This is a genomic window from Halobacillus sp. Marseille-Q1614, assembly GCF_902809865.1.
In the GTDB taxonomy this organism is placed as follows: domain Bacteria; phylum Bacillota; class Bacilli; order Bacillales; family Halobacillaceae; genus Halobacillus_A.
This window is the reverse complement of record NZ_CADDWH010000001.1, coordinates 790,741-816,940: the sequence shown is the minus strand read 5'-3', so window position 1 is coordinate 816,940 and position 26,200 is coordinate 790,741. Positions and strand designations below refer to the sequence as shown.

Annotated in this window: 23 protein-coding genes, 2 tRNA genes and 1 pseudogene; 6 read left to right on the top strand and 20 right to left on the bottom strand. The window is 38.3% G+C overall.

Features of this window, described 5'->3' with window-relative positions:
* Positions 1 to 234: 234 nt before the first annotated feature.
* The 3 genes and pseudogenes from HUS26_RS03990 to HUS26_RS03980 all read right to left on the bottom strand — a co-directional run.
* The gene (locus HUS26_RS03990) at positions 235 to 1,095 is read right to left on the bottom strand and encodes a hypothetical protein (RefSeq protein WP_173915922.1); all 861 of its coding nucleotides are present in this window, start codon (positions 1,093 to 1,095) and stop codon (positions 235 to 237) included.
* A gap of 234 nt (positions 1,096 to 1,329) precedes the next feature.
* The gene (locus tag HUS26_RS03985; protein ID WP_173915921.1) at positions 1,330 to 3,594 is read right to left on the bottom strand and encodes an AAA family ATPase; all 2,265 of its coding nucleotides are present in this window, start codon (positions 3,592 to 3,594) and stop codon (positions 1,330 to 1,332) included.
* Between the two features lie 352 nt (positions 3,595 to 3,946).
* Positions 3,947 to 4,084, bottom strand: a pseudogene (locus HUS26_RS03980) (IS1595 family transposase); the annotation flags it as partial.
* Positions 4,085 to 4,309: 225 nt separating this feature from the next.
* On the opposite strand from HUS26_RS03980, the gene HUS26_RS03975 reads away from it, so the two are divergent.
* Together HUS26_RS03975 and HUS26_RS03970 are read left to right on the top strand one after the other, a co-directional pair.
* Positions 4,310 to 6,796 carry a thermonuclease family protein gene (locus HUS26_RS03975; protein WP_173915920.1) on the top strand — a complete coding sequence of 829 codons (2,487 nt, stop codon included), beginning with the start codon at positions 4,310 to 4,312 and terminating at the stop codon, positions 6,794 to 6,796.
* Between the two features lie 20 nt (positions 6,797 to 6,816).
* Positions 6,817 to 7,347: a hypothetical protein gene (locus tag HUS26_RS03970; protein WP_173915919.1), complete on the top strand. Its 531-nt coding sequence runs from the start codon at positions 6,817 to 6,819 to the stop codon at positions 7,345 to 7,347.
* 114 nt (positions 7,348 to 7,461) lie between these two features.
* Here HUS26_RS03970 and istB read toward each other — a convergent pair whose 3' ends face one another.
* Together istB and istA are read right to left on the bottom strand one after the other, a co-directional pair.
* A complete protein-coding gene (istB, locus tag HUS26_RS03965; protein ID WP_173915207.1) occupies positions 7,462 to 8,205 on the bottom strand; it encodes an IS21-like element helper ATPase IstB in 744 nt (247 codons plus the stop codon).
* Entirely contained in the window at positions 8,195 to 9,757 is a 1,563-nt protein-coding gene (gene istA, locus HUS26_RS03960; RefSeq protein ID WP_173915918.1) for an IS21 family transposase, read from the bottom strand. The genes istB and istA overlap by 11 nt, the downstream gene beginning before the upstream one ends.
* A gap of 115 nt (positions 9,758 to 9,872) precedes the next feature.
* Here istA and HUS26_RS03955 point away from each other — a divergent pair, with 115 nt between their 5' ends.
* The 3 genes from HUS26_RS03955 (at position 9,873) to HUS26_RS03945 (ending at position 12,016) form a co-directional block, all read left to right on the top strand.
* Entirely contained in the window at positions 9,873 to 10,157 is a 285-nt protein-coding gene (locus HUS26_RS03955; protein WP_173915917.1) for a hypothetical protein, read from the top strand.
* Positions 10,158 to 10,394: 237 nt separating this feature from the next.
* Complete coding sequence (locus tag HUS26_RS03950; RefSeq protein WP_371809544.1) at positions 10,395 to 10,814, top strand: ImmA/IrrE family metallo-endopeptidase; 420 nt, start codon at positions 10,395 to 10,397, stop codon at positions 10,812 to 10,814.
* A 14-nt stretch (positions 10,815 to 10,828) separates the two neighbouring features.
* A complete protein-coding gene (locus tag HUS26_RS03945; protein ID WP_173915915.1) occupies positions 10,829 to 12,016 on the top strand; it encodes a site-specific integrase in 1,188 nt (395 codons plus the stop codon).
* A 33-nt stretch (positions 12,017 to 12,049) separates the two neighbouring features.
* Here the strand turns inward: HUS26_RS03945 and HUS26_RS03940 are convergent, their stop codons facing one another.
* The 15 genes from HUS26_RS03940 to HUS26_RS03870 form a co-directional block, all read right to left on the bottom strand.
* Positions 12,050 to 13,597 carry an ATP-dependent endonuclease gene (locus tag HUS26_RS03940; RefSeq protein ID WP_173915914.1) on the bottom strand — a complete coding sequence of 516 codons (1,548 nt, stop codon included), beginning with the start codon at positions 13,595 to 13,597 and terminating at the stop codon, positions 12,050 to 12,052.
* A 221-nt stretch (positions 13,598 to 13,818) separates the two neighbouring features.
* Positions 13,819 to 13,892: transfer RNA gene (locus HUS26_RS03935), tRNA-Arg, on the bottom strand.
* Between the two features lie 168 nt (positions 13,893 to 14,060).
* A tRNA-Gly gene (locus tag HUS26_RS03930) sits at positions 14,061 to 14,134 on the bottom strand.
* 95 nt (positions 14,135 to 14,229) lie between these two features.
* Positions 14,230 to 14,757 (bottom strand): metallophosphoesterase family protein, encoded by a 528-nt coding sequence (locus HUS26_RS03925; RefSeq protein ID WP_173915913.1) that lies wholly within the window; start codon positions 14,755 to 14,757, stop codon positions 14,230 to 14,232.
* Between the two features lie 15 nt (positions 14,758 to 14,772).
* Entirely contained in the window at positions 14,773 to 15,366 is a 594-nt protein-coding gene (locus HUS26_RS03920; protein WP_173915912.1) for an XTP/dITP diphosphatase, read from the bottom strand.
* Positions 15,367 to 15,368: 2 nt separating this feature from the next.
* On the bottom strand, positions 15,369 to 16,124 hold the full coding sequence (rph, locus tag HUS26_RS03915; protein ID WP_173915911.1) for a ribonuclease PH: 756 nt from the start codon (positions 16,122 to 16,124) through the stop codon (positions 15,369 to 15,371).
* A gap of 120 nt (positions 16,125 to 16,244) precedes the next feature.
* Positions 16,245 to 17,318, bottom strand: coding sequence for a GerMN domain-containing protein (locus tag HUS26_RS03910; protein ID WP_173915910.1), 1,074 nt, complete (start codon positions 17,316 to 17,318; stop codon positions 16,245 to 16,247).
* A 96-nt stretch (positions 17,319 to 17,414) separates the two neighbouring features.
* Positions 17,415 to 18,236 carry a glutamate racemase gene (racE, locus tag HUS26_RS03905; RefSeq protein ID WP_173915909.1) on the bottom strand — a complete coding sequence of 274 codons (822 nt, stop codon included), beginning with the start codon at positions 18,234 to 18,236 and terminating at the stop codon, positions 17,415 to 17,417.
* A gap of 20 nt (positions 18,237 to 18,256) precedes the next feature.
* Positions 18,257 to 18,706 carry a MarR family winged helix-turn-helix transcriptional regulator gene (locus tag HUS26_RS03900; RefSeq protein ID WP_254434133.1) on the bottom strand — a complete coding sequence of 150 codons (450 nt, stop codon included), beginning with the start codon at positions 18,704 to 18,706 and terminating at the stop codon, positions 18,257 to 18,259.
* Positions 18,707 to 18,871: 165 nt separating this feature from the next.
* Positions 18,872 to 19,096 (bottom strand): response regulator transcription factor, encoded by a 225-nt coding sequence (locus HUS26_RS03895; protein ID WP_082233663.1) that lies wholly within the window; start codon positions 19,094 to 19,096, stop codon positions 18,872 to 18,874.
* A gap of 93 nt (positions 19,097 to 19,189) precedes the next feature.
* Positions 19,190 to 19,837 (bottom strand): response regulator transcription factor, encoded by a 648-nt coding sequence (locus HUS26_RS03890; protein ID WP_173915907.1) that lies wholly within the window; start codon positions 19,835 to 19,837, stop codon positions 19,190 to 19,192.
* Complete coding sequence (locus tag HUS26_RS03885; RefSeq protein WP_173915906.1) at positions 19,834 to 22,158, bottom strand: sensor histidine kinase; 2,325 nt, start codon at positions 22,156 to 22,158, stop codon at positions 19,834 to 19,836. Before HUS26_RS03885 ends, HUS26_RS03890 begins: the two co-directional genes overlap by 4 nt.
* A 120-nt stretch (positions 22,159 to 22,278) precedes the next feature.
* A complete protein-coding gene (sdhB, locus tag HUS26_RS03880) occupies positions 22,279 to 23,043 on the bottom strand; it encodes a succinate dehydrogenase iron-sulfur subunit (RefSeq protein WP_173915905.1) in 765 nt (254 codons plus the stop codon).
* Positions 23,044 to 23,058: 15 nt separating this feature from the next.
* Positions 23,059 to 24,810 carry a succinate dehydrogenase flavoprotein subunit gene (sdhA, locus tag HUS26_RS03875; RefSeq protein WP_173915904.1) on the bottom strand — a complete coding sequence of 584 codons (1,752 nt, stop codon included), beginning with the start codon at positions 24,808 to 24,810 and terminating at the stop codon, positions 23,059 to 23,061.
* Between the two features lie 48 nt (positions 24,811 to 24,858).
* Positions 24,859 to 25,479, bottom strand: a complete 621-nt coding sequence (locus HUS26_RS03870) for a succinate dehydrogenase cytochrome b558 subunit (RefSeq protein WP_173915903.1) — start codon at positions 25,477 to 25,479, stop codon at positions 24,859 to 24,861.
* Positions 25,480 to 25,749: 270 nt separating this feature from the next.
* On the opposite strand from HUS26_RS03870, the gene HUS26_RS03865 reads away from it, so the two are divergent.
* Positions 25,750 to 26,190, top strand: a complete 441-nt coding sequence (locus HUS26_RS03865; RefSeq protein ID WP_173915902.1) for a DUF2507 domain-containing protein — start codon at positions 25,750 to 25,752, stop codon at positions 26,188 to 26,190.
* Positions 26,191 to 26,200 lie beyond the last annotated feature (10 nt).

Below are 26,200 nucleotides of genomic sequence, written 5' to 3'. Positions count from 1 at the left end.
CAACAACTTTATATAAATATAGAGTTTAATTTCTCGAAACTGAGTCTTCAACGATTCTTGCCAAATTAAGTAAAAAGAGCAAACCCTTTTATTGCAGATTTGCTCCCCTTATCATGAAGACTCGATTTCAAAATATATTACCTTAAAAGTTAATATTTCACTACGGACATTTTGTGATTTACCGACCTTTTAAAAAATACAGTTATTTTTTAAATTCTCAACCTTTACAGTAGACTATTTCCCTAGATATATTAATTCTTGACCGTCCTTCTTTCTAAAATTTAGTGCTCCATTGACCCCATGAGCGCTACCGTAGTATTCTGCTTTATCTAACCCAATTTTTCTAAAATCAAAAGTAATTTTAGAGTCTCCGGCGTGGAATATAAAGTCGTCTTCTCTTATAGTACTGCTAAATTTTATAACATTTATCATTCCATTAGCCACACGTTCTTTTATTATAGAAAAAACTTGTTCAACAATACTTTCATCTAAGGTATTTTCTGCTTGAGCCAAGCATTTCTCAATGGATTGCTGTTCGAATCTAATTCTTACATGATTAGAATTATCGGGAGCTTTAAAATGAATCTCTTTACCAGAAGCCATACAGTCAATATCCTCTACTCTCATATGATTTATTAACATATCGTTATTTTTAACTTCAGCTATGATTTCTTTTTTATTATTCCAAAGTAGCGCATTGACAAAAATTTTCCCTTTATGATCTTGTTCTAATTTAAATAATTCTTTTCCTTTGATTCTCATAGTTAATGAAGGAGAAAAGAAATAGTTACCTCCTGATATTACTATTCCTTCATCGATACTCCAACCTAACTTACCTTTTGGCTTTTCCCTGTAAGGAGCTCTTTTCATTTCATGTAGGTCTTCAATTGACCAAGCTCTTTGATCAGCTTGTCTGTGGTGAATTGGACAAAGAGCTATCATTCCATCTTCGTTATGCATTTTCCCTTCATTAAAAGGTGGGTCGAAATGATGAAATTCGAGAAATGGGACTCTGCACCCTTCCACTGGGCAGCCAAAACCAACTTCTTTTCTTAACCTTCTTCTTTTCTTTCTTCCAATAGCATCCCTTCCCATACCTAGCCTCCTCTATCATGCAATGAAGCTGTTGAAACAATTAAATGAATTAAGCAAGAACACTTTTAAGACTTTCTTTATCGACGTTGTTATATAAGATCATTAATAATGCTTTCATAAATTTCATTTAATTCTTTTACAATTTGTATTCGGTATTCTGCATAATTTAACAATTAACTAATGATTCTTCCAAATTCTTTTTATACAAAAAAAGCATTTCCTTTCAATGCTATTCTATTCCTCACTGGCTGAAGCCTGCTCCATAGCCTCATGAATTTGGCTTCTAACTTCATCTATAGCCGGATCTTCTTCACTTTCAAATTCAAATTCGCTCATCATCATGTTGAAGTGAGACATATGATTAGAATTTTTGAATATCCGCCAAAATATATTAAAGTAAGTCTGATTTGCTTCCTGATTACTGTCAATATATAAATCATCGTTCACATGATGCGAACCATCGTTAGCCCAGGAAAGTAAAGAATTACAAACCACCTTTTCTTCATCAGGAAACCCTTCAACGATTTCATTAACATCCACGTTACCGAAGAACTTAAAGTAGTTTTCTAATATTCTTCTCATAATGTTTGGTGTTGTTATTGAATTAGGATTTTCCCGTAATTCTTTCCATAGTAGTTCATATGAATTCTTAATTGGGTTTTCTTCGTACCTACTAATGTAAGATATATTACCCGTCTTCCTGATAATCCAAAATGATTCATCAGGTTGCTTTTTATTGCTCATACCCTTATTGAAGGAAATTTCCTTATGGAAATAAATGTTGTGAGTCAAAATGATCAATTGTTTAAAGTTTGAATCACTACGCCTTACCTTTTTCTTTAGATTATTTATCAGGTTACTTACCATAAATAGTATATTGCTGTCTAGGCTAGAAATTGGATCATCAATAACAATTACTCTTGCGGTATTTACTTTGTCTTGATCATTACTTCCATTAATAAGTTGATAAAAATATAGGAAAGTAATAAAGGTTTTCTCCCCTTCACTTAACGTTTCATTCGCATCTTCGCCATTTTCTCTTACGATCTTGTAATTACCCTGTTCATCAGATTCAGCTAACTGAAAATTTGTGAAACCAAAGGATTTAAGAAGCGTATTAATTTCATGAATGGAAGGTAAAACACTTGTAAGCTGATTCTGCAACTCAATAACCTCTTCTTCCAGTCTTTTTTTATGGTCCTTTTGTACTTCCTTACCTTTTCTCATTCCTTCTAAAGCTCTATTCTGTATTCTGAAATTACTCTTGTAATTTTCATAGTGGCTTTTATTCTCTTCCACAATAAATCGCCATATATCTTTTATTAACCTCTCTTTTTCTTCCTTAATATTTTCAATTACCCTGTTTAATTCTGCTATTTGTTCATTTGCTTGTTCTACCTCTGATTTTATTTGCTCGAGGTAGCTTGTTATGGAACTCAACTCAACATCTCTACTTGGTTCATTGATCTTCCTTTCAAGCAACTGAATATTTTCGTTATATGTTGATTTCATAATTTCAAGTAGAGAAGTTATTTTTTCCTTATTAATGAAAGGGATATCTTCATTAATAAGAAATTTGTACTTTTCAAAAAAGCTAAATGTATTTCTTTTATATTTTTCTATTGATGAATTAAGATTTTGTATTTGTTCGTTATATGTTTCATCAAAATATTCATCCAACTTTTCCTTAAATCCTTCAGGAAGTTCTCGTTGGCAAAATGGGCATAAACCATCTGTATCCTCCATATGTATGTGCCCTTGTTGTATCCAGTCGCTTATATTTAGTTTAGTAATTAATCTAGCAACATCTATATCTTTTTTACCTATTATTTTTGTTTGAAATATTGATTGTTGCTCTAAAGAACTATCATAGTTAATTGTTGGAATTATTCCTACTTTTGCTTGGGGGGCTTTAAAGACCGACTCTACTCTATTTTTTAATTCTTCAAAATTAAATAGTTCATTTCTATTATTTACGGCTTCATCCATACACCTTTCCATAAATCTGTCTCTATTATTGCGTAAACCAGTAAATGCCTCTTTAAAATTTTCATCATATTTTTGTTTTAATTTCCAGCATTGATTTGAAAAATTTGTTTTTAAGATATCTAACTGCTCTGTTCTTTGATTTATGTTATTTTCTAAATTACTAATCCGCCCCTGATGTTTTTCAGCATCCTTCATTTTTTCATCAATTAAGTCTAATATATCCGTAGATTCTTTTCCTAAAGTAAAAATCCCCTTTATTTCATTACGGATATTGAAGTTTTCCTGGACAAAACTTCTATTATAAACATACAGATCAAAGTCAGAACTTTCTTGTTTTCTTTCTATATTGCAATAAGAATACTTTGGTTTGTCGCTATTTCTTAGTAATTCAGAAATAGTTGTCTTTCCAGTACCATTGCTTCCGTATATATAATTAATCTTACTCAAATTAACTTGAATTCCTGTTGAATCATAGGATGCTACTTTCTTAATACTAATCTTTTCTATCAATTTATAACCTCCCCACTTTTTCTAAATTCCCTAATGTCAATTCCTATTTTACAGGAAAAGTTTAACAAACAATATAAACAAAACACCAAATATTACACAAATAATCCTTATTTCAGTTCAATATCTTGAAAATGAGTCTTCAACAATCCTGCCCTTTACTTTAAGACTCAGTTTCGAGATAAATATCCGCTTAGGAGAACAAGATTCAATGGTTACATCGTGAAAGTAAATCATCTAAGGGTATCATAGGTTTCGACACTTGGAAATAAACCCCTTTTTACCATCATATCGTTCATCCTTCATACCGCTGACAATGGATGCTCTCTAATACCTGAAACCAGGTCAGGTTTGGCTTTCGTTCCGAGATTCCTTGCAGTACCGCCCCTGTTAAGGATGACTCTGTAAGAGCATCGATTAAATATTCCCGTAAACTATGCTTTTCCTCTGGATTAAGTTTTTCAATGGCTTTAAGAATATCTGTTGCTCTCACGGTCGTCACCCACTTATATTTGATAACTCCTTCACAGAACATTTGTTCTAATTATTCAAATATCAACAACAAACTTTAACTCAGCCTTTTTATTAGGCGTGATTTATTGAGGATCTTTTTTCTTACTTTACATGAAAAATTTGTATTTTCTATATATCTAGTAGCTGAAATTTTCTATAATTAAAGTAATTGTTTTAAAATACTCGAACATGAGAGGTTGATAATATGCCGAATGATGACTTTCGGGATGAAATAGACGTGATTTATAAGAGACCTTTAGAAAATGGATTATTACCAGGGGAAGTAATCCTTTTGGATTGGCTAAGTGGCAAAAACTTTATGAAAGCTACTTTTCCACTGTATTTTGAATATGATTATGGAATTGATGCTCACAGATCAGCAGAGAAGTTAATTAATGAAGACTACTTAGAACAAGCTACTATTTATGAATCACTTCCAGACTTCAAGGTTGCAGAGCTTAAAGAGATTTTAAAACACCACAACCTTAAAATTTCAGGAAAAAAAGCAATTCTTGTAGATCGCATAAAAGAGGAAATAACTTTGGCTGATCTTCAGCATCATATTATTGATACCACCTTGAAACTAACTTCTAAAGGTGAGGAAGTATTTAATAGGTACTATTATATTGTTCCTGCACACAAGTCCTCTTCTAAAGATGGTATTTATTATCCTGCTAGTGCAATTCGTTTTGTAAATCAGAGCAATCTTACTCCAAGTAACAGCGAGATTTCATGGGGTCTTTATACTCGTGCCAAAAGCAGATATGAGAGAGAGCGTAATTTTGGATTATTGACTATTGTCTTAATTAATATGGCCAATCAATTATACAATGAGGAAGATTATGAATCTGCACATAATTATTATCTTCATGCATTTATATTAAGCACTAGTGGTTTACACAATGGATTTATTATTGATAATCCAGAAAATATATCACCTATGCCCACAAGTAAGCGACTGAATCAATTAAATGAAATCTTAGAATTAAACCAAAATGACCTCAAATGGATATTCAATAAATCATGGGTTGAACTAAAGAACACCCTCCCCCACCACGCTCTAGATGCAGAAAACTGCTTCAATTGCTTGCTGGCACACATAGAGGACGATGAAGAGAAATTTAGGTCACTGGTAATAGAATCTTATAACATTAAACCTCAAATAAACGAAACAGGAATATCTACAAACGAGCAAGGCACAGACATTTCAAATGAAAATTTTACATCTCAAAAGGGAAAACAACCATCTAATCAGAATGAGAAAGCTTTACCTAAAAAAGAGTTGGTTAAAAATCTAATAATGAGTATGCACTCTGATTTTATTTATATGGTAGAGGGCGGATTATATAAATCAAATGAACCCAGTCAGTACTCTGCAATTACTCATACCGGAATATTTGCTTACTCCTATCAAAAGGGAAAACTAATACAACTTGAACAAACACATTGGAAATCAGTAGCTCATGCTTCGATTGATTTTAGAGCTATGAGTACTCTTCTAACGTTAAATGGAAAAATTTATAAGATATATAGCGATAGTAAAAAAGTATTAAGTACCGCCGAAGAAAAGTGCAATGTAAAAATTGAAAAAAAAGAAAGAAAATGGTACCAGAAAATTGTAGGGTTTAGAACCGGTAAAGCATGGAAAATGGTGACATCTATCCTTATCTATATCCTTTTGATCGGGACTAGTGTAGATGCTCTTTCTGGGGAAAATGATGATTTAACAGATGAAACTACTACAGAGGATGTGATGGCTGAGACAGACACATCACCTGAAAACTCTAGTAATGGCGATGGAGCAGACCCAAACAGTGAAGAAGAATTAAAGGCAGCCGAAGAAAAAGAAGCTAAAGAAGTTGAAGAACAAAAAGAGCAGGAAGAAAAAGATAAAAAAGAGGCTGAAGAACAGACTCAAGCAGAGAAAGAGCGTAAAGAAAAAGAAGCTGAAGAAAAGGCACAAGCTGAAAAAGATAAAGAAGCTAAAGAAAAGGCTGAAGCAGAAGCTGCTGAAAAAAAGAAAAATGAAACAAACGCTACAGTAACTCGAGTCATAGACGGAGACACAATTGAAGTGAACATGGATGGTAAAACAGAAGATGTCCGTCTCTTACTTATTGACACACCTGAAACGGTACACCCTTCTGAACCAGTTCAACCTTACGGACCTGAAGCATCTCAGTTTGTTAAGGATACTCTATCCGGAGAAGAAGTTAGAGTGAAAGTTGGAAGCGAAGAGCGTGACAATTACGGTCGATTACTAGCTTATGTATATATTGATGGTGAAACTATTCAAGAAAAATTGCTGGAAAAAGGATTGGCACGAACTGCTTACTTATACAACGACTTAACCATGCTTGATGAATTTCATGCAGCTCAACAGAAAGCAATCGACTCTGGCAATGGTGTCTGGTCAATTGAAGGTTATGCACATAAAGATCACGACCATGGTTACCACTTTGAGGAAGAATCGGAACCAGCGCCTGAACCGGAGCCATCTCCACAGCCTGAACCTTCAGAACCGTCTAATAACGGACTTCTTTATGATCCATTTGGACCTGATCGTGACTGTGGTGACTTCCCTGACCATGCTTCAGCACAAGCATTTTTTGAAGCTGCTGGTGGGCCAGCGAATGATCCTCATGATTTGAATAGGGATACTGATGGTATTGCTTGTGATAGTTTACAATAAATTTACAGGAGGTAATAAAAATGGCGCGTAAACGAGATAGCTTTTATATTAATAGCGAAGGTGGAAACTATGAAGCTTTAAAAAGAGGTATTCAATGGCTTATAAAGCAATGTGAAAAAGATGGAAACCAAAATGCATTTTTATGTGTACCTACCAAACAAAATTTAACGGGGGTAATAAGTGATACATTAGGAAAAGATTATACAAATATCCTCTCTAAGAATAACGAAGCACGTTTACCAAATAATTTAGGGAAATTGATTCTTATAACTGAACGCAGTAAAAATGTGAATAACTCTGGCCCTTGTCTTGTTCTATACCCAAGTTCCAAATTATTAAATAAAATCGATTCCTACACAGAATTGAGAAAAGTATTAGTTATCCCTTGGGGTTGGAATAGTAACATTCAAAATTGGATTAAGACATGGAATGCGAAAGAATTGGAGACAAATGATAAGAAAAACGCAGAACAGTTTATCAAGAATCCAGTTGTAGATGAAGCTCTCAGAGATTTATTAGAGAGTATAAACACGTCTACTGGAATCTCCTGAAGAAAGACAGAGGTTAGATCCGCCTCTGCCATCTTTTTGATCCACTTAGGACAAGGAATTGAGCCACTCGCGCCATAAGTGAGCCACTACCATACATGATGGTGGATCTGAGTTTTACTGGTGTAATCCGTAACGTTCTCTCATCGACATTTCTCCGTCAATGACAATATTATATGAATCGTGAACGATTCGATCGAGAATGGCGTCAGCCAGTGTGCTTTCTCCTATTTTTTCATGCCATCCTCGCGGATCAAATTGTGAACAGAAAATAGTGGATCCTTGTTGGTGACGTGCCTCCACAATTTCTAGAAGGTCTCTTGCTTCCGTATCATTTAGAGGTGTTAGAAGCCATTCGTCTAATATGAGTAAGTTAACTTTTTTATATTTTTTCATTACTTTTCTGTAGATCCCTTCGCCTCTAGCGATGGCTAATTCGTCTAATAAGTCGGGGAGACGGGTGTATTTCACTTTATAAAACTGCCGACATGCTGCGTTGCCAAAGGCACAACCCAAGTATGTTTTACCATTTCCAGAGGCGCCCATAAGAATGATGTTGTGGTGCTCTTCAATATAGCTACCTGTCGCCAAACGCAAGATTTGGTTTTTGTCCAATTTCCGGTCAGAGTAATACCTGATGTCTTCAATACATGCTTGAGTGTCTCTTAATTCAGCTGCCTTTATCAATCGATCGAGTTTACTATTTTGTCTTCGTGACCATTCCATGTCAACCAGTAATCCAAAACGATCCTCAAATGATAATTCTTGATATTCAGGGTTACTTAATTGTTCAGTAAATTTCTCTGCCATTGCTGTCATACGCATTTCATTTAATTTTATTAGAGTATTATCAGTTGTCATGATTTTTACCTCCATAATAGTTCGCACCGCGTGTAAAACCATAAGCGCTATCATTTTTTCGTTCACTAGATTTTTTTGTCACCATTTTAGGATCGAATTTATCCTGGCCCGTTTTTAAAATGGTCTGAACACTTTTGAGTTTAGGTCTTGGAGTATAGGACAAAATTCTTTCGCAGGCGTCTTCGACACGTTCAATGGAATACTTATCTGCTAACTTAATTAAACCGAAGGTTGATTTTAAGCCTTGCTTTTCAGTTGGGTAGCTTTCTAAAATCTTTTCAATGGTTAATAATGTGAACGGTCCTGCGGACTTCCCCCATTTTAAAATGTACTCTTTATCAAGCTCTAAATATTGCTGGTGTTTTCTAGGCATATGATCTGGAATCGTTTGAAAAGAATCCCCATATCTACTTAATCTCTTATGGGAGGCAATCCGTGCATTTTTATAAAATACTTCTACTATTGTTCTAGTCATTCTGACGTCTACTGTACATTTGATATAATCATAAGGAACAGAATAAAATTTAGAATCAGCTTTTATATGATAGTCGGGTTGGACAGTCGCCGTTGTCCAAGTCGCCATTTCATAGGATGAAGTAGGCAGAGGCATAAGAGCGAACTTTTCTTCCTCTAAAAATGCTTTCTGCCTATTTCCACTTTTTTTCTGAAAATCTTTAGTATTGAATTCTTCTAACTTCTCTTTTATTGCCTTATTAACTTCTATGAGAGTAAAGAATTTTTGATTACGAAGAGAAGCAATAATCCACGTTGATATGTGGCCTACAGTAACTTCTACACTTGGTTTATCTTTTGGGTGAGAGACTCGTGCTGGGATTATAGTTGTCTGATAATGTTCAGCCATCTCTTGATAAGTCGGGTTAATGATAGGTTCAGTACGAGATGATTTCGTTACACCAGTTTTTAAGTTATCAGGGACGATAATTCTCGGGATTCCCCCAAAAAATTCAAAAGCATGAATATGAGCTGTAATCCAGCTTTCACTGTTCATGGACAAAAATGCTTCTACATATGCATACTGACTACAAGGTAAAACACTAACGAAAATATACACAGGTATCTTCTCACCAGTTAAGTGGTCGGTCAGATGCATTGTATCCCCTGCCCAGTCAACTTCCAGCTGTTCTCCAGGTTTCCTTTTAATACGCATGGTAGCTTTCGTTTTTCGTGCATAGTCATTATAAAACCTGCAAAACTGGCGATAGCTGTATGGGATTTCATTATTCGCCCTGCTCTGCACAGAGTATTCATCCCATAATAGAGATAAAGTGACACCTGACTTCGCCAATTCCTTATGAATATATTCACCATCTGGCTTGCGCCGATGATCGGAAGGAAGTTTCTTTTCCGGGAACAGAATGGACAGTAAATCTAAGTCAGTCACATCCTTGTCCAATGGCCAACATACACCTTTTTCCTCCGCTCGTTTTAGCACTTCCCTTACAGTGTTCCTGGAATGTCCACAACTTGAAGCTATCCCCCTTTGAGTGACTCCTTGTGCCTGAAGCCTTAATATCTCTCGATACTTAACCACAAAAAAACCCCCTACATAATAAAATGGCACCGTTAAGGTGCTTCTTTATTATATAGGAGGGTGGATCAGCTTTGTCTTAAGTGGATCAATATATTGGTAGAGTTGGATCAAAAAGATGGCAGACCTGGGTCATTTCCATGGCTGTAAACATCATCCCGCAGATAAAAGCGCTACCATTGACTTATTCAGAACCCTAAAAAAAGGAAACGAAGAATTTGAACCAAATGAAATCAGATCTTGGTTAATAATTGAAGCTGAACTTAATCCTAAGTTCGCTGATGATATAAGGGACATAGCAAAAGAAGTATCCGACGGTAAACAAATTAACGGAGATTCATTTTGGAATGAAAGTATTTTAACTGCATGGAGAACGAGAGCAAAACAAAGAGATATGAATTAACTAGTAATAAAAATATATAGCTAAATATTCACTTGAGTCATAGATAATAATTATCTATGGCCTTTTTTATAGAAAAACATTTGAAAACAAGAACATTTGTTCGTATAATACTAACAGGAAGGTGATAGTATGAATTTCCCGCAATACACGACAACAGCACTAGAAGATTGCGTGTCCAACTGGTACATAAAGCACACAATTGAATACCCAGATGACCTCAAAATCAAGAAAATAGCGATGAAATATCAAATTTTCATCCACTACAAGCCGCATGAATCAAGATATACCCGATTTGGAAGGTATGAAGAAATCGTTATTAACTCCACTAAAGATCCACTGATTCAACGCGAACAATTTTTTCATGAATTTTGTCACGCTCTTCGCCATGTAGGAAAACAAACGATGATGCCTGAAGCCTTTAGAGAGCTTCAGGAGCGAGATGCTCGTAACTTTACTCTATATGCTGCTCTCCCCTATCACATGATTAAGAAGTACAATCTCCAGGATCCAGAAATCATCGAAAGATTGTCCCAAGACTTTAAGGTGTCGCCTAGTTTATGTGTGGAAAGACTGGATCAGATTCAAAGAAGATACATTTCAGCAAGGGAAGAAAATTGTACCACGTGTATTGCTGAAGATAGTTTACGTTACTTGTAAAGGAGGTTGAAGCTATGGGAAGCATTGAGAAACGTGGTAAGGGCTCATTTCGTCTTTCCGTTGTAACTGGATATGATGCAAAAGGAAAAGCTATTAGAGAGCGCAGAAACGTTAAAGTAAGGAATAAGACACGAGCAAGGCAAGAACTGGCTAAATTTGAGTCAGAAGTGCTTTCTGGCGATTATACTAAGCCCACTTATACTAAGTTAGATGACTTCTATCAGGAATGGCTTACTAAGTATGCAGAAGATCATTTTGCACCGCGCACAAAGTACGAATATATTAATATTATTCAGAAAAGAATTCTTCCCCAGTTAGGTCATCTAAAACTTATGGATATCAAACCTATGCATGTTGTGGATTTTATCGATCAATTAAAGAAGGGTGACATTCGTTTTGATGGTAAAGATGATCCATTGTCCTCTTCTACTATTCGAAACTGTTACAAGGCTCTTAACAGCCTTTTATCGGTCGCTGCTGATTTTGGATTAATTAAAAACAACCCTGCAAAAAATATTAAGCTCCCTACGAACTCAAACAAGAATGCTATATCCTTTTCTAAAGGGACGATTGATTACATTATTGAATGTATTGGTAATGAACCATTTGAGAAGCAGGTCATATTTTGGATTGCGTTCGTCACAGGTTGTCGAGAGGGTGAATTAGTCGCCTTAGAGGATCGTCACATCTTGCCAGAGAATAACGCTATTCGTTTTGAACAATCTCTGACTCAAATTAAGGGTGGAGAATTAAAAGTGAAATCAATAAAAAATGGCATGGATGGTACAGCTGCTATTCCAGTAGAATTAATGACCATGATTGATAAGATAGTTAAAGAGAAGAAGAGGCACTTTATTAAGCTCAGGGATCGATGGTATGACCCAGAGCACCTATTCCTCTTCTCTGATGAACTAGGTAAGCCTATGCGTCCGGATAGCATTAGTCAGTGGTGGGGGCGTTTTAGAAAGAGGTATGAGATTGGAAACGTTCGATTCCATGATTTGAGACACTACTCTGTTACTTATTTAATTCAAAAGAATGTCCCTACTAAATCGATCAGTCAACGGGTACGTCATAGGAAGATTGGGACAACTATGGACATTTATGGACATCATATTGAAGAAATTGATCAAGTAGCAGCTGAGCACTTTAGTGAATTCTTTCAAAATAATACGATAGAGAAAGCTAAAAGAAGCTACTGATTTAGTAGTTTCTTTTAGTTTAAACATCACACTTTACGATCTCCTTAAGAAAAAAAGATCCATTTCTTTGAAAGCAGATTTCAAGTCATTAAATTGATTACTGTTTTCTAGATTTTCTTTTATTAGATATGCGAGGGAAAGTTTACCAATTTCCACTTCTTGATCTGGATATACTTTATTTAAGTGATTTTCTAAATTATTGGTAAAAACGTTGAATCTTTCTTGATTTCTTATACTATTTAATTCTTCATCACTAATTTTTGTGAAATTTGCTACTCTTTCAGCTAAATAAGAATTAATACAACTATACAATATCTCATCTTCGAATAAGTCTTCAAATTCTGAACTGTTGTAAATTGGTTTTTTAGGAATAACTACTTTATCGTTATCATATTTTTTCTTTTTAGAAATTTTAGTAGCGACATCTAATCCATCTTTATCGTTATCCAGAAAGAGACAAAATGGCAATTCAACTTTATCCTTTAAAATCGATAAAAAAGGCTCCATCTTTTTTGCTCCTTCTGCTGATATTATATTTATTCTATCCTCATCTAACTTAATTTCTTTTTCTGTCTTTAAAATCTCAATCATACGAGGAAAAACAAGTTGCTCTGTTCTTCCTTCCACTACTAAATTAAAATCACCTAGTAACATTCCGTCAGAAATACTAGCCCCCATTAGTTCTCTTAACATCTTCCAATTTTCTTTTTTGTGTTTCTTTAAATCTATTCTTGTTCTCCCTCTGCTATCTCGCTCAACTAAAAATATATTTTCGTCTTTTGACTTATCCAAAAAAATGAGGGAATGGGTTGATATAATTACCTGATGTTTAATAGACAATTCTTTTAAAAACTTAAATAACTTTTTTTGTAAGCCAACATGAAGACTCGCTTCAGGTTCGTCAATAGCTATTATAAAACCATTTTTACTATTAGTATTCAAACCTAAACTTAGCGTCATCGACATCAGTGCAGCCATTTGAGTACCTGAGCTTTTATTCTGGAGGTGATCGTCGTCGCCAAACTCATCTATTAACCTTAGGTCTGGCTCCTCGGTATACCTCTTGTCTGCGTACAACTTGTAAGTAGAATCAAATATTTCAGACATAAATTGATTAGCATTAGACATAATTTTTGAGTATTCATCATCATCTTCAGGTAATATCTTAGCAATATTTTGTTGCATATCTCTAATCTCATTATCTCTAGAAAGATAAATAAATTTTGGAAATGTTTCATTTTCACTATTAATTACTTTTCTCGAGTCATCCAACATGCGTTTATTTAGATGTGTTTTTTCCTTATTACCGAAATAACAAGTATAAACATTAGATTCCTCCTTATTGAACCTTACTTCAATAGTAGGAACTATTCTATTGCCCTCCAGCTGTACCGATAATAATTTTGACACTTCATTTTTTTGTATGGAATCCGAATTAAAAAAGGCATTTAAAGACTTTAAAATATTACTTTTACCAGAATTATTTTTTCCAACAAATACGTTCAGACTGTCTTTTAGATGTATAAACTCCATTTCTGCTATTGATTTATAATTATAGATTTTTATAGAATCTATGTACATCTAATCGCCCCTCTCTCTAGTTACTGTGAATTATCTATTACTAAAATATACCATTGAAACTCTCATAATCAATAGAATTATATATAAAAATTAAAATTGAAAAATTCTGCCCCAGTTCTGCCCCAAAAGCACTTTTGGGAGTTCACCAGCCCTAAACTGTTCAATACAAGAAAAACGCTGAATCCCTTGATAGACAAGAGATTCAGCGTTTTTACAGTTAGCGTCCCAGGAGAGATTCGAACTCCCGACCCACAGCTTAGAAGGCTGTTGCTCTATCCAGCTGAGCTACTGGGACATTGTAAAAAATTATTCAGTTTGTAGATCAACTTTTAATAGAACACCTGTCGTCCCGATTTTTCAAATCGGTACGTTGAAGCTTTTTCTTTGAAGCTCATTCGTTCATGCTCTATCCAGCTGAGCTACTGGGACATAGTATGAAATTTAAGCAAGTTATGTAATTCATTGGAGCGGGTGAAGGGAATCGAACCCTCATCATCAGCTTGGAAGGCTGAGGTTTTACCACTAAACTACACCCGCATTTACTTAAGCAGATTACGTAGTTCCTGTTTTTTCGGACAAGAATAAGTATATAAATATATGGACCATTTGTCAACAGCCTGCAGCAAAGAAATTTAATTCTTTGCCGCAAGTGTTGTTTCCATCTGCAGTCCAGACAGGGCTTCACCGTCTACATGATAGTATTGAACCCTTACCTCATTAGGATTTTCCCATTCTAATATAGCATAGGTTGGTTCTTTTCGATCTCTTGGCTGCCTTGCGCTTCCCGGATTAATAAACAGCTTACCGTCAATATTTTCTGCTCCTGCCATGTGGGAATGGCCAAAGCAGGCGACTTGAGCCCCGACTTCATCTGCCCGGTATGACAGTGGCATCAATGTCGATTTAATTTGATGCATGTGTCCATGGACGACAAGAAAAGTCAGTCCATCAACCGTAAAGATTTGCTCTTCTTCCATTTCCGGCTGGAAATCACAATTTCCTTTGGCATAGTAAAAGCCTTCAAGCTCTTTTGAATCGAAATCCAATTCGGAATCGCCGCAGTGAATCATTGCGTCTACTTCCTCCTGATGCCGTTCTTTAATTTCCGTCACTTTGTCCGTTAGACCATGGGTATCACTGATAATGAGTACCTTAGCCAATTGATCACCTCATTTTCACAAGTCACTTAACCATTTTTCGATTTTTAAAATTGCATTTTTGCGATGACTGATTGCATTTTTCTCTTCCGAAGTATGCTCGGCCATCGTCCGGCTTTCCCCTTTAGGGATAAATACGGGGTCATAGCCGAAGCCCTGGCTTCCTTCTTGCTTTTCGGCAATGGAGCCTTCGCACGTTCCTCTTTCCACAAGGGAATCAGAATCAGGCCGGGCGATGGCAATTGCACAGACGAACCTTGCTGTGCGTTTCTCTTTCTCCACACCTTTTAGCTCACTCAATAGTTTATCGATGTTTTTCTGGTCGTCTTTCTCTATACCCGCATAACGGGCAGAATAAATCCCCGGGGCCCCATTTAAGGCATCTACTTCAAGACCGGAGTCATCTGCAACAACCGGCAGACTAAACTGACGCGCGATAGCTTCAGCTTTGATTAGAGCATTTTCTTCAAAAGTCATGCCTGTTTCTTCAATGTCCTCTACAGGTTCATTTAGATCTAAAAGAGAATAACCTTCCAGCTCGTATTTTAAAAACATTTCTTTAAACTCTCTGGCTTTTCCTTCATTTTTTGTAGCAATAATTACTTTTTTCATCATTACTCACCTGCTTGTTTGGTTTCGATAACTTCCGCCCAGGAACCGATCGCTTCTTTCTGGATAGAAATTAGCTCATTGATCCCTTCCTGTGCCAGACCAAGCATTGTCTGAAGCTGATTAACGGAGAAAGTCGCTTCTTCTCCAGTTCCCTGTAATTCTACAAACTCACCCTCACCTGTCATAACGACATTCATATCCACCTGGGCCTGGCTGTCTTCTGTATAGCAAAGGTCAAGAATCTCTTGGCCATCATTTAAAACGCCGACAGAAATGGCAGCTAAAAAGTCGGTAACAGGCAGCTCTTTAATCGTGCCTTTCTCAACTAATTTGCCAAATGCAAGGACAACGGCCACAAAGGCACCGGTAATGGAAGCAGTTCTCGTTCCGCCATCCGCCTGGATAACGTCACAGTCGACCCATAGAGTTCTTTCTCCCAGTTTGCCTAAGTCTACAACAGCTCTTAAAGCTCTTCCGATAAGACGCTGTATTTCCATTGTACGGCCTGACACTTTTCCTTTGGAGGATTCGCGTATGTTTCTTTGTTCAGTGGCCCTTGGAAGCATCGCATATTCAGCTGTAATCCATCCTTTGCCCTGTCCCCTTAGAAATGGAGGCACACGATCTTCCACACTGGCATTACAGATTACTTTTGTATCTCCAAAACTGATTAACACAGATCCTTCCGGGTGTTTAATATAATCGGTCTCAATTTTTATATTTCGTAATTCATTTACTTCTCGCTGATCATTTCTCATCTACTTACTTCCTCCCTTTAACAACAACCTTTTTCCTCGCTTATCGTAACATAATCCCTGTGATGTTTACAGAAACAAATAAGAGCCACTAACCTATATAGTGGCTCTCCTGCATCCATATTATAAGCTTTGCGCTTTTTGTACGTCTGTTTTAGTCACTGGTTCGGTAATGGCTTCTCCTGCTTCATTTAAGACTTCTTCTACACCTTCCACTTTCACTTGGACAGATTCTACCTCAGGAAGGTTTGTCAGGCTCATGACAAGGCTTGTAAGAGCTTCATTTGATAATGATTTCGTTTCTTCTCCCGTCAGCAGGGCTTCGTTAAAGGTGACACTCAAAACGCCTTCATTAAATTCTGCGTTCGTTACTTCTGCTCCTGCATTAAATGGCTGCAGCAGGGATGTACCCAGGGCCGGTCCTTCAAGAAGTGTTTGCACAACTGCCGTGTACAGGTCCTCTTCGTTCGTTACCCGGGTCGTGACAGGCACATGATACACCTCTTGTCCGTTTTGCTGTGAAGGATAATAGACGGTAACTGGATCACTCTCTACAGGGTCGCTGACTGCGCTCTCCTGAATGTTAATCCCGTCTGAACGGGAGACCCCGTCAGAGATCGGGGTTCCGTTGACAGGCATTGTTTTTAGTTCATGGCCGTTGATCCACAATTTAATTCTTTCTACTCCGTCAAACTGAGTAAGTGTATAAGTCATGGCTTGCAAAATTTTCTGTTCTTCTTCCGGCTTATAGGTTTCAAATTCCTTGGAAACATCGACGATCATCGTGCCGTCTTCTTTTAGATTCACTCCTTGAATCTGGGTGCCCGCCGGCAGGACTGCAGCAAATCCCGAAGGTAAAAGTTCAGTCACTGGTCCATCTTTTACTAAGTATTCTAAGGCCTGAGCCGCTACTTCTTTAGAAGCTGGAATCTCGATGGTCTGCGGGACGACCATTCCGTTAGAATCAAGTAAGTATAATTCTCTCTCCACTGTACCTGCTGTTTCTTCTTCCTCTGCACCTTCTTCTGTATCTGTCTCACTCTCAGTAACTTCGGATGTTGTCTCTTCGTTTACTTCTTCCTCAGGAGGACCGTCCATTTCCTCCATTGACTGCTCACCTTCAAAGAAACAGCCGGCCAGCAATCCTAAACTTAGAAGAGCAACAATAGATAAGGGCTTAATGCCGCTTGTTTTCATTCCTTTCCCTCCCAATGATAGTTTGTACTACCATATATACGAGCTTTTAGGGGGATTAGACTAGAAATATCCGCAAGAAAGAAAAAAAGCTCCGTATTATTTTACGGAACTCTGCATAGGATCAAGATTTACTAATTCTAATATTTGGACGGGTTCATCCAGCCATTGGTCAGCCACACTTCGGAACTTTTCCAAATCTCCTGTGGTATAGAATTCATGAACAGGAATATCAAACCGTTTAGCTAATGCTTTATTATAAGCAAGGATTAAGCTAGCCTCACGTGCTGTTTCTTCTCCAGAGCTTATTACTTGAATATGAGAGCCCATTTCAGCTTGTACGAGATCTTTAATAATCGGATAATGCGTGCATCCGAGAATAAGAGTGTCCATGGCCTGATGATTTTTCAACGGAGCAAGGGTATGTTTCACAATTGCTTCCGCTTCTTCGCCTTGCAGGACTCCATTTTCAATCATAGGCACAAACGGAGGACACGCCAGGCCTTCAACCAGAATCGTATTATCGATTCCTCTAAGAGCCTTCGGGTATGCCTTGCTTTGAATCGTTCCTTCGGTGCCAATGACTCCGATGTTTTTATTCTGACTGCTGCTGATCGCTGCACGTGCTCCCGGCTCAATGACTCCGATCACTGGAATATCAAGCTCAGATTGAAGCTCGGTTAGTGTGTACGCAGTCGCGGTATTACAAGCGACGATCAGCATTTTAATGTCTTTTTCAAGAAGATAATGAACCATTTCCCACGTGTAACGCTTTACTTCCGCTTTAGGTCTTGGCCCATATGGACACCTTCTTGTATCTCCTAGATAAATATACTTTTCCTTCGGCAGCTGGCGCATCAGCTCGCGGGCTACCGTAAGTCCCCCGACTCCTGAATCAATTACACCTATAGGCTGTTGCAAGCTAATCCCTCTTTCTGTATCTACTTAGATGTATCAAGCATTTGCTGATGAAGTAAGCCCAGTAATTTATTCAATGTTACTACTTCATTTTCCGAGAAGTCACTTAATACATTCTCTAAATACTTTTGTCTTTTTTCGATAACTTCGTGAATGATCTGCTTTCCTTTTTCCTGAACATGAATCCGGACTACACGGCGGTCCTTAGGATCCCTGACTCGTTCAACCAGTTTATTCTTCTCCATACGATCAACTAAATCCGTCGTCGTACTGCATGCTAAGTGTATATGATTCGACAACTCTCCAATCGTTAAATCGCCCTTATCCATCAACCATTGTAAAGCGACAAACTGCGGGGCAGTTATCGGATAATTATCCAGAATTTCTCTTCCTTTTTGCTTAATAATCCCAGATATGTACCTTAATTCTTTTTCTACATCGGCAACGATGGCTGCCGGCTGTGAGTGAGTCACTATTAGAGCACTCCTAACAAATAGTTTATTCTTTATTCTCACGCTTTTTATTACAAAATTCAAGTTAAAGTTATAAAATGAAAATCCTCTCAGGACCGGAATGCCATTTACCATCCAAATCCTGAAAGGTCCTTCAGTGACGCCATTGCCCTTTTAACGTTTGCGCTAAAGCTTTAACTCACCCATACGCAGCAGTTCTACTACAGCTTGAGACCGTCCTTTTACACCAAGTTTCTGCATTGCATTAGAAATGTGGTTTCGCACGGTTTTCTCGGAAATGAACAATTCTTTAGCGATCTCCCTGGTCGTCTTATCCTGAACTAACAGCTCAAAAACTTCCCGCTCGCGTTTTGTAAGAATTTGTGTCGGCCTATAGCCCTCCTCCTTCACAAGCGTACCCCTCCTTGTTATCTAGAGCTCTATCGGAAGGAATTATTTAGTCTTGATATCGTATGAAAGGAGGTATGGCCCTGTGCCGGCCGATTACGTTTTAGATATTAATCCAAATTCCTGAGCCTTAAATAAAGCTTCTGTACGTGATTTCACCGACAGTTTATTAAAGATTCCAGTCAGCGTATATTCAACGCTTCGCTGCGACATGTGAAGGGTCTGTGCGATTTCACGATTCGTCAGCCCTGACGCCACCTCTTTTAAGATCGACTGTTCTTTCTCATTTAAAGAAATGCTATTGCCTTCCATTTTAGAGGTTTCGCCTACACTCGCTTCCGACCTTCGCAGCTGCTTAAATAAGTGAAGCGGAAGGACCACTTCATCTCTAAGGGCACAGCGAATAACGTTAACGAGCTGTTCGCTTGTCGCCGTCTTGCTTACGAAACCGTTAATGTTCGCTTCAACGAGCATGTTAAAGTGGGTGCTTAAGTCAAAGCCTGTATAAATTAATATGACGAGATCGGGGTGGTTCTTCCGTAAATCCTTGGCTAGCTCTACACCGCTCATTCCCGGCATATATAAATCAAGCAATAATACATCATAGTCCTGCTTCTTAATCTTATCTTCTGTATCTTTAGCCTTATCTATGACATCCACCAGCATATCTTCTTCCTGCTCAAGCATCGCTTTTGTTCCTGCTCCTACTGCCGGGTGATCATCAACAATTAATACACGCGTCATACTCTAACCTCCTTGTAGGCTGTACTTGGAAATTTAATGACAGCCTTAAAACCTGCATTCGGGGCTGTTTCTACGTTCAGCTGACCGTCTAACCCGTGGACACGCTGTTCAATCCCTGATAAACCAATATGGGAAAACAAGTCCCGCTGGAAGGAATAATCCATTCCCTGACCATTATCCGAATACATAAGGGTAACTTCTTTATCCGTATTAGATAAACTCAGCTTTACGATTTTCGCTTCTGAGTGCTTCATCGCATTTGATAAAAGTTCCTGAGTGATTCTAAAAATAGCTAAGACCCTCTCCTGATCGAGTTCCTGGTCAAAGTTCTGGTGAGAAAAATAAACGGTAAAATTGGAACGCAGCTGATACTGTTCGATTAGATTTTCCATGGCGTGGACCAGCCCTAATTCTTCAATAAATGCGGGCCTTAATTCATTACACGTTTCTCTAATTAAGTGAATACTGTCTAAAATCGATTCCTTGAAAATATTTAACTCTGCCTGCAGTGTCTTCGGAAGATCTTCCCGTTTACAGATCAGGTCGTCCATTTTCCTGTATAAATATAACTGTTCCTGAAGCACGGTATCATGTAAATCGATCGATAACTGCTTCCGTTGATTCTCCGCAATGGAGAATAAGAGCCTTGAGAGCCACGCTGGATATTGCTGCGTCTGATCACTTCTCAGTGTCCTCAGCTCTTTTAAAAGATCTTCAATGAGATTCATATTTTCAATAGCGATATTGGCGTTGTGGGAAATGGTCTGCAAATATGTTTTTTCATCACGGTTTAACGCGGTAAAATTTTTCTTTCCTTCGCACCACAGCATCGTTACTTTTTCTAAAGAAAAACCAACGATAACACCAAAGCCTTTCTGAGTCTCAACGATGGATCCAATATCATACTTGTTTACATCAAAATTCTCTGTAAAATGGCCGAGCAGATTTTCCGGAATAGGGTCATAGACACAATACATCGGCTTATCAATATGCTTTGAATAAATGTAAATATGGCGCACATTAAGAACACTGCTGATCTCCCCGCGCAATACTTTCATAAGATCTACCGCATTTGTCTGGTCTTTCATATCTTTAGCCAGACGGTGCATACTTTCCTGATAACTATAGCGTGCTGCGAATAAATACTGCTGCAGCCGGAAGTCCAGGATTTCTTTTACCGATAAAAAAAGGATCAGCATAAACAGGACTACAAAATAAATTTCTACATAGTGAACAGCTCTCAGGCGGTCGCCCATCGTCAATGCAATCACTATAAGAATCCCAAAGCTCGGGATCGTGGATAAGATAGCATAATACCTCAGCCGTCCCATATAAAAATCAATGTCAATCAAGCGTTCCCTTGTCACTAAGTACATAAAGGTCGCTGGCAGCGCCAGCAGGAATACAGCCGCGACTTCAAGGGGAATCAGCTTGAACCCTAACGTAAGTCCCGGAATTAAATATAATACAATATAAGGAAGAAAAGCTGCCGACATGGCAAAGGCCATGTATTTAAACAGTACTCCGTGAGCCTGATCCTTATAAAGGTAAAGACCTCTATAGATAATAAAAAATAACAGAATGTATTGCAGCAATAATAAAATCCGCGGAATCTGGTAAAAGTAAGGCGGATAGTAAACGAGCATCAGGAATACACTTTCCAGAAGGCCGGTAATCAGTACAATGATATATAAACTCTGAAACCATTTTTTCGAAAACCAATAGACGTTAAACTCCGCAAAGTAATTGTATAAGAAATGGATTAAGACAACCGGAGATAATAAGAATAATAATGTATTTAAAAACACGCTGTATAGATCATCTCTGACAGCTCCGCTGGCACTGAGATAACCTAAGCCTATTAATAAGAAAAACAGGACGAGCAGGTGTGCCGAGAAGCGTTTCTCTACCTTTTTCTTAACGACTTGTGATATCCAGAGTACAATTACTAAGAAAATAAGAGGAAGGATGATAAATAAAGCCCAATGAATAATGGAAGATTGTTCGATTCCCTCATAGACAATCGTTTCTCCCTCATTTATTATTTCAAAAGAGTTCGCATTCTCGATTTCTCCAAACATGAAAACCGTATAATGTTCCTCAGGGAGTTCGTCATTGATCGCAGATACTTCAGCTCCCAAAGGTACTCCCTGACGGTCTGCCCAGCTCTCCCCTTTAATATGGGAGATTTCCCATCCTTCGTTTGTGCTTTCTACTTCTATCCCTAGAAAAGGCTGATTAATAGAAATAATAGTTATATAACTAGCCGACGCTATAATAAAAAGTAATAAAGCCAGCTCTTTCTTGTTAAATGACTTCATATGCCTTCCACCTTCAATAAAAATCAATAATTTTTATTATACTACGTGAAATAAATAGGACAACCATCGACAAAAAAACCACTGCCATTTTTGACAGTGGTTTTTCATAATTTATGGTATTTATACGCGCTGGTCACTTCCGAAGAAGCTCTTAAACGATTCAATGGCCGTATCACGATACAGTGCGGCAAGAGAAGTCGTTAATGGGATTCCTTTAGGGCAGGCCTGCACACAGTTTTGTGCATTTCCACACCCCATAATTCCTTCTTCATCCATAATCGTCTGAAGACGTTCGCTCTTATTCATAGCCCCCGTTGGGTGGGAGTTGAATAGACGTACTTGGGAAAGAGCCGCCGGACCAATAAAATCTGATTTGCTGTTAACGTTCGGGCAGGCTTCAAGGCAAACCCCGCACGTCATACATTTAGAAAGTTCATAAGCCCACTGGCGTTTACTTTCAGGCATTCTCGGCCCTGGTCCAAGATCGTAAGTACCATCAATTGGAATCCAGGCTTTTACTTTCTTCAAGGAATCAAACATTCTATTTCGGTCCACTGCCAAGTCACGCATTACTGGGAATGTGGACATCGGAGCTAACCGGATCGGCTGCTCAAGCTTATCGACAAGAGCTGTACATGACTGTCTTGGTTTTCCGTTAATAACCATCGAACAAGCTCCACAAACTTCTTCCAGGCAACCCATTTCCCAATCAACAGGAGAGGTCGCTTTGCCTTCCGCATTTACCGGGTTGCGTCGTATTTCCATTAAAGCGGAAATAACGTTCATATTTTTACGATATGGAATTTCGAAGGTTTCTTCATATGGAGCAGATTCGGGATCATCCTGACGCGTAATAATAAACGTAATCGTTTTATTTTCGCTCATAATGGTGAACCTCCTTTATTTGCTTTTAGAGTAATCTCGTTTCCTCGGTGTAATCAACGATGTATCTACAGGCTCGTAACTGAACACAGGCTGGTTGTTTGCCTTGTCATAATCAGCAATGGTTGTTTTCAGCCAATCTTCGTCGTTACGATCCGGGAATTCAGGTTTAAAGTGAGCTCCACGGCTTTCATTACGGTTATAGGCACCCTGTGTAATAACACGGGCCAACTGAAGCATATTCCAAAGCTGACGTGTAAACATAGCTCCCTGGTTACTCCATCTCGACGTATCGTTAATGTTAATACGTGAATATCTCTCCATTAACTCAACAATCTTTTCATCCGTTTTAAGGAGTTTTTCGTTTTCACGAACTACTGTTACGTTATCTGTCATCCACTCACCAAGTTCCTTATGAATCTGGTAAGCATTTTCATCTCCATCCATGCTCATGATCTGCTCGAACTTTTCCTGCTCTTCTTTTACTTTCTGATCGAACAGCGTAGAGGTCATTTCCTCAGAGATCGTTTCCAGCCCGTCCGTATATTCAACGGCTTTCGGTCCGGCAACCATACCGCCATAGATGGATGACAATAAGGAGTTAGCACCTAAACGGTTTCCTCCGTGCTGGCTGTAGTCACATTCACCCGCTGCAAAGATTCCTGGAATATTTGTCATCTGGTCAAAGTCGACCCATAGACCGCCCATAGAATAGTGGACAGCCGGGAAGATCTTCATAGGGACTTTACGTGGATCTTCGCCAACGAATTTTTCATAAATTTCGATAATACCGCCAAGCTTAACATCCAGTTCCTTAGGATCTTTATGGGAAAGGTCGAGATAAACCATGTTTTCTCCGTTAATCCCAAGCTTCTGGTTAACACACACGTCGAAAATTTCACGAGTGGCAATATCACGCGGTACGAGGTTCCCGTAAGCCGGGTATTTTTCCTCGAGGAAGTACCAAGGCTCCCCATCTTTATATGTCCAAACACGGCCGCCTTCTCCGCGAGCTGACTCACTCATTAAGCGCAGTTTGTCATCACCAGGAATGGCCGTTGGGTGGATCTGAATGAATTCTCCATTCGCATACTTAGCTCCTTGCTGATAAAGAGAACCAGCAGCAGAACCAGTATTGATCACAGAGTTCGTAGATTTACCGAAAATGATTCCAGGGCCGCCTGTAGCCATAATCACAGCATCGGCAGGAAACGCTTTAATTTCATGATTTCTCAGGTTTTGACCGACAACACCGCGGCCTACTCCCTTTTCATCAATTATAGCAGATATAAATTCCCAATTCTCATATTTTGTCACAAGTCCGTTCACCTCGTGACGGCGGACTTGTTCATCAAGAGCGTATAATAATTGCTGGCCTGTTGTAGCCCCGGCAAATGCCGTTCTATGGTGCTGTGTCCCGCCAAAGCGACGGAAGTCAAGCAGCCCTTCAGGAGTACGGTTGAACATAACTCCCATACGGTCAAGCAAGTGAATAATTCCTGGTGCAGCTTCACACATTGCTTTTACTGGCGGCTGGTTTGCTAAGAAGTCTCCTCCATAAACTGTATCGTCAAAGTGTTCCCACGGTGAATCTCCTTCACCTTTCGTGTTTACGGCCCCATTAATTCCACCTTGGGCACATACAGAGTGAGAACGTTTAACGGGTACTACAGATAGAAGGTCCACATGTACACCCTGCTCTGCAGCCTTAATTGTCGCCATCAGTCCCGCAAGACCTCCGCCAACAATAACTATATTTCGATTACTCATGATTGAACCTCACTCCCTTGCTTTCTATAACAGATCATGAATGATTATTTAAATTCCATAAGCGAATTGAATTAGCGTACGTACACCGACATAGGAAATGGCAATGAAAACAATCATGCTTACATAAGTCATGATTCTTTGAGAGCGTGGTGAAACTGTAAGTCCCCAGCTGACAAAGAATGACCATAGGCCATTAGAGAAGTGGAATGTCGTGGAAATAACCCCTACTATGTAGAACCAGAAAAAGAATGGATCTGTAAGAATGCCTTCCATCAGCTGATAATTCAATTCAGCCCAGCCAAATCCAATGGCTATACGAGTTTCCCACACATGCCACGCTATAAAAATAAGTGTAATGATACCCGTGACGCGCTGTAAGATGAACATCCAGTTTCGGAAATAACCAAAATTAGATAGGTTACTCTTTGCCGTAAACGCGATATATACCCCATAAATACCGTGGAAAAGCAGCGGTAAAAATATAATAAAAGTTTCCAGGACGTAGCGGTATGGTAAGCTTTCCATAAAATGCGCCGCATTGTTAAACGCCTCAGGCCCGCGTGTAGCAAAGTAATTCACGGTTAAGTGCTGGATAAGGAATATTCCAATTGGAACTACTCCTAATAATGAATGTAATCTTCTGTTTACGTATCCTCGTGTTCCTGCCATGTTTACCCCCCTCAAGATGATAGCGATAGATTTTTGCACATTTCAGATAATAAAGCGCTTTACAAACAGCTTAAAAATATATGAAAATCCACAAATTCTCATATAAAAACTGATAAATGTACAATTTGTAACACGTTTATTGTACTTCTATCACGTAAGAGCGTCAAGAAATCAAGGATATAAATTATGGAAAAACGTACATTTGGTTTATTGCACGGAAACATGTTGCGAGTTTTCCTAATTCGGGGGATAATAGAGGGGCAGAAAGGAATGAGCGTTGTGAAAGAATCAGCTAAGCTAAAGACAGAGAATATTTCATCGCTGGTTGCTACCGGAGCAGGCTACGATCTGCTGAGATACTATACTCTCCCCGACTTTTTAGGAAAAGAAGCTCCATACTTGCTTTATTTTATGGGGAAGAATATAGCCCGCGAAACGAAAATAGAAAGTTTTGAAGAGCTCTTTGAGTTCTTTCAGTATATGGGATGGGGCGAATTGCAGCTTGTGAAAGAGAAAAAACGTACGTTGACTTTCCACCTGCATGGCCATATCGTTGAGAAACGGCTGACCCAAAAATTATTCCCTGTAGACTTCAGATTGGAATGCGGTTTTTTATCAGAAGTCCTTTGCAGCATAACCGATGATACATATGAATGCATGGAAGAAGTTATACAAAAGCGTATTATTGAAATAATGGCGACGAAGGAATAATAAAGAGCCA

Bases quoted from the DNA above. Each gene is read 5' to 3' on its own strand.
- HUS26_RS03940 (WP_173915914.1), bottom strand. From the start codon at position 13,597: ATGTACATAGATTCTATAAAAATCTATAATTATAAATCAATAGCAGAA.
- rph (WP_173915911.1), bottom strand. From the start codon at position 16,124: ATGAGAAATGATCAGCGAGAAGTAAATGAATTACGAAATATAAAAATT.
- HUS26_RS03955 (WP_173915917.1), top strand. From the start codon at position 9,873: ATGGCAGACCTGGGTCATTTCCATGGCTGTAAACATCATCCCGCAGAT.
- HUS26_RS03970 (WP_173915919.1), top strand. From the start codon at position 6,817: ATGGCGCGTAAACGAGATAGCTTTTATATTAATAGCGAAGGTGGAAAC.
- HUS26_RS03990 (WP_173915922.1), bottom strand. From the start codon at position 1,095: ATGGGAAGGGATGCTATTGGAAGAAAGAAAAGAAGAAGGTTAAGAAAA.
- HUS26_RS03910 (WP_173915910.1), bottom strand. From the start codon at position 17,318: ATGAAAACAAGCGGCATTAAGCCCTTATCTATTGTTGCTCTTCTAAGT.
- istB (WP_173915207.1), bottom strand. From the start codon at position 8,205: ATGACAACTGATAATACTCTAATAAAATTAAATGAAATGCGTATGACA.
- HUS26_RS03865 (WP_173915902.1), top strand. From the start codon at position 25,750: ATGAGCGTTGTGAAAGAATCAGCTAAGCTAAAGACAGAGAATATTTCA.
- HUS26_RS03920 (WP_173915912.1), bottom strand. From the start codon at position 15,366: ATGAAAAAAGTAATTATTGCTACAAAAAATGAAGGAAAAGCCAGAGAG.
- HUS26_RS03950 (WP_371809544.1), top strand. From the start codon at position 10,395: ATGAAATATCAAATTTTCATCCACTACAAGCCGCATGAATCAAGATAT.
- sdhB (WP_173915905.1), bottom strand. From the start codon at position 23,043: ATGAGCGAAAATAAAACGATTACGTTTATTATTACGCGTCAGGATGAT.
- HUS26_RS03870 (WP_173915903.1), bottom strand. From the start codon at position 25,479: ATGGCAGGAACACGAGGATACGTAAACAGAAGATTACATTCATTATTA.
- HUS26_RS03890 (WP_173915907.1), bottom strand. From the start codon at position 19,837: ATGACGCGTGTATTAATTGTTGATGATCACCCGGCAGTAGGAGCAGGA.
- HUS26_RS03885 (WP_173915906.1), bottom strand. From the start codon at position 22,158: ATGAAGTCATTTAACAAGAAAGAGCTGGCTTTATTACTTTTTATTATA.
- sdhA (WP_173915904.1), bottom strand. From the start codon at position 24,810: ATGAGTAATCGAAATATAGTTATTGTTGGCGGAGGTCTTGCGGGACTG.
- HUS26_RS03975 (WP_173915920.1), top strand. From the start codon at position 4,310: ATGCCGAATGATGACTTTCGGGATGAAATAGACGTGATTTATAAGAGA.
- HUS26_RS03945 (WP_173915915.1), top strand. From the start codon at position 10,829: ATGGGAAGCATTGAGAAACGTGGTAAGGGCTCATTTCGTCTTTCCGTT.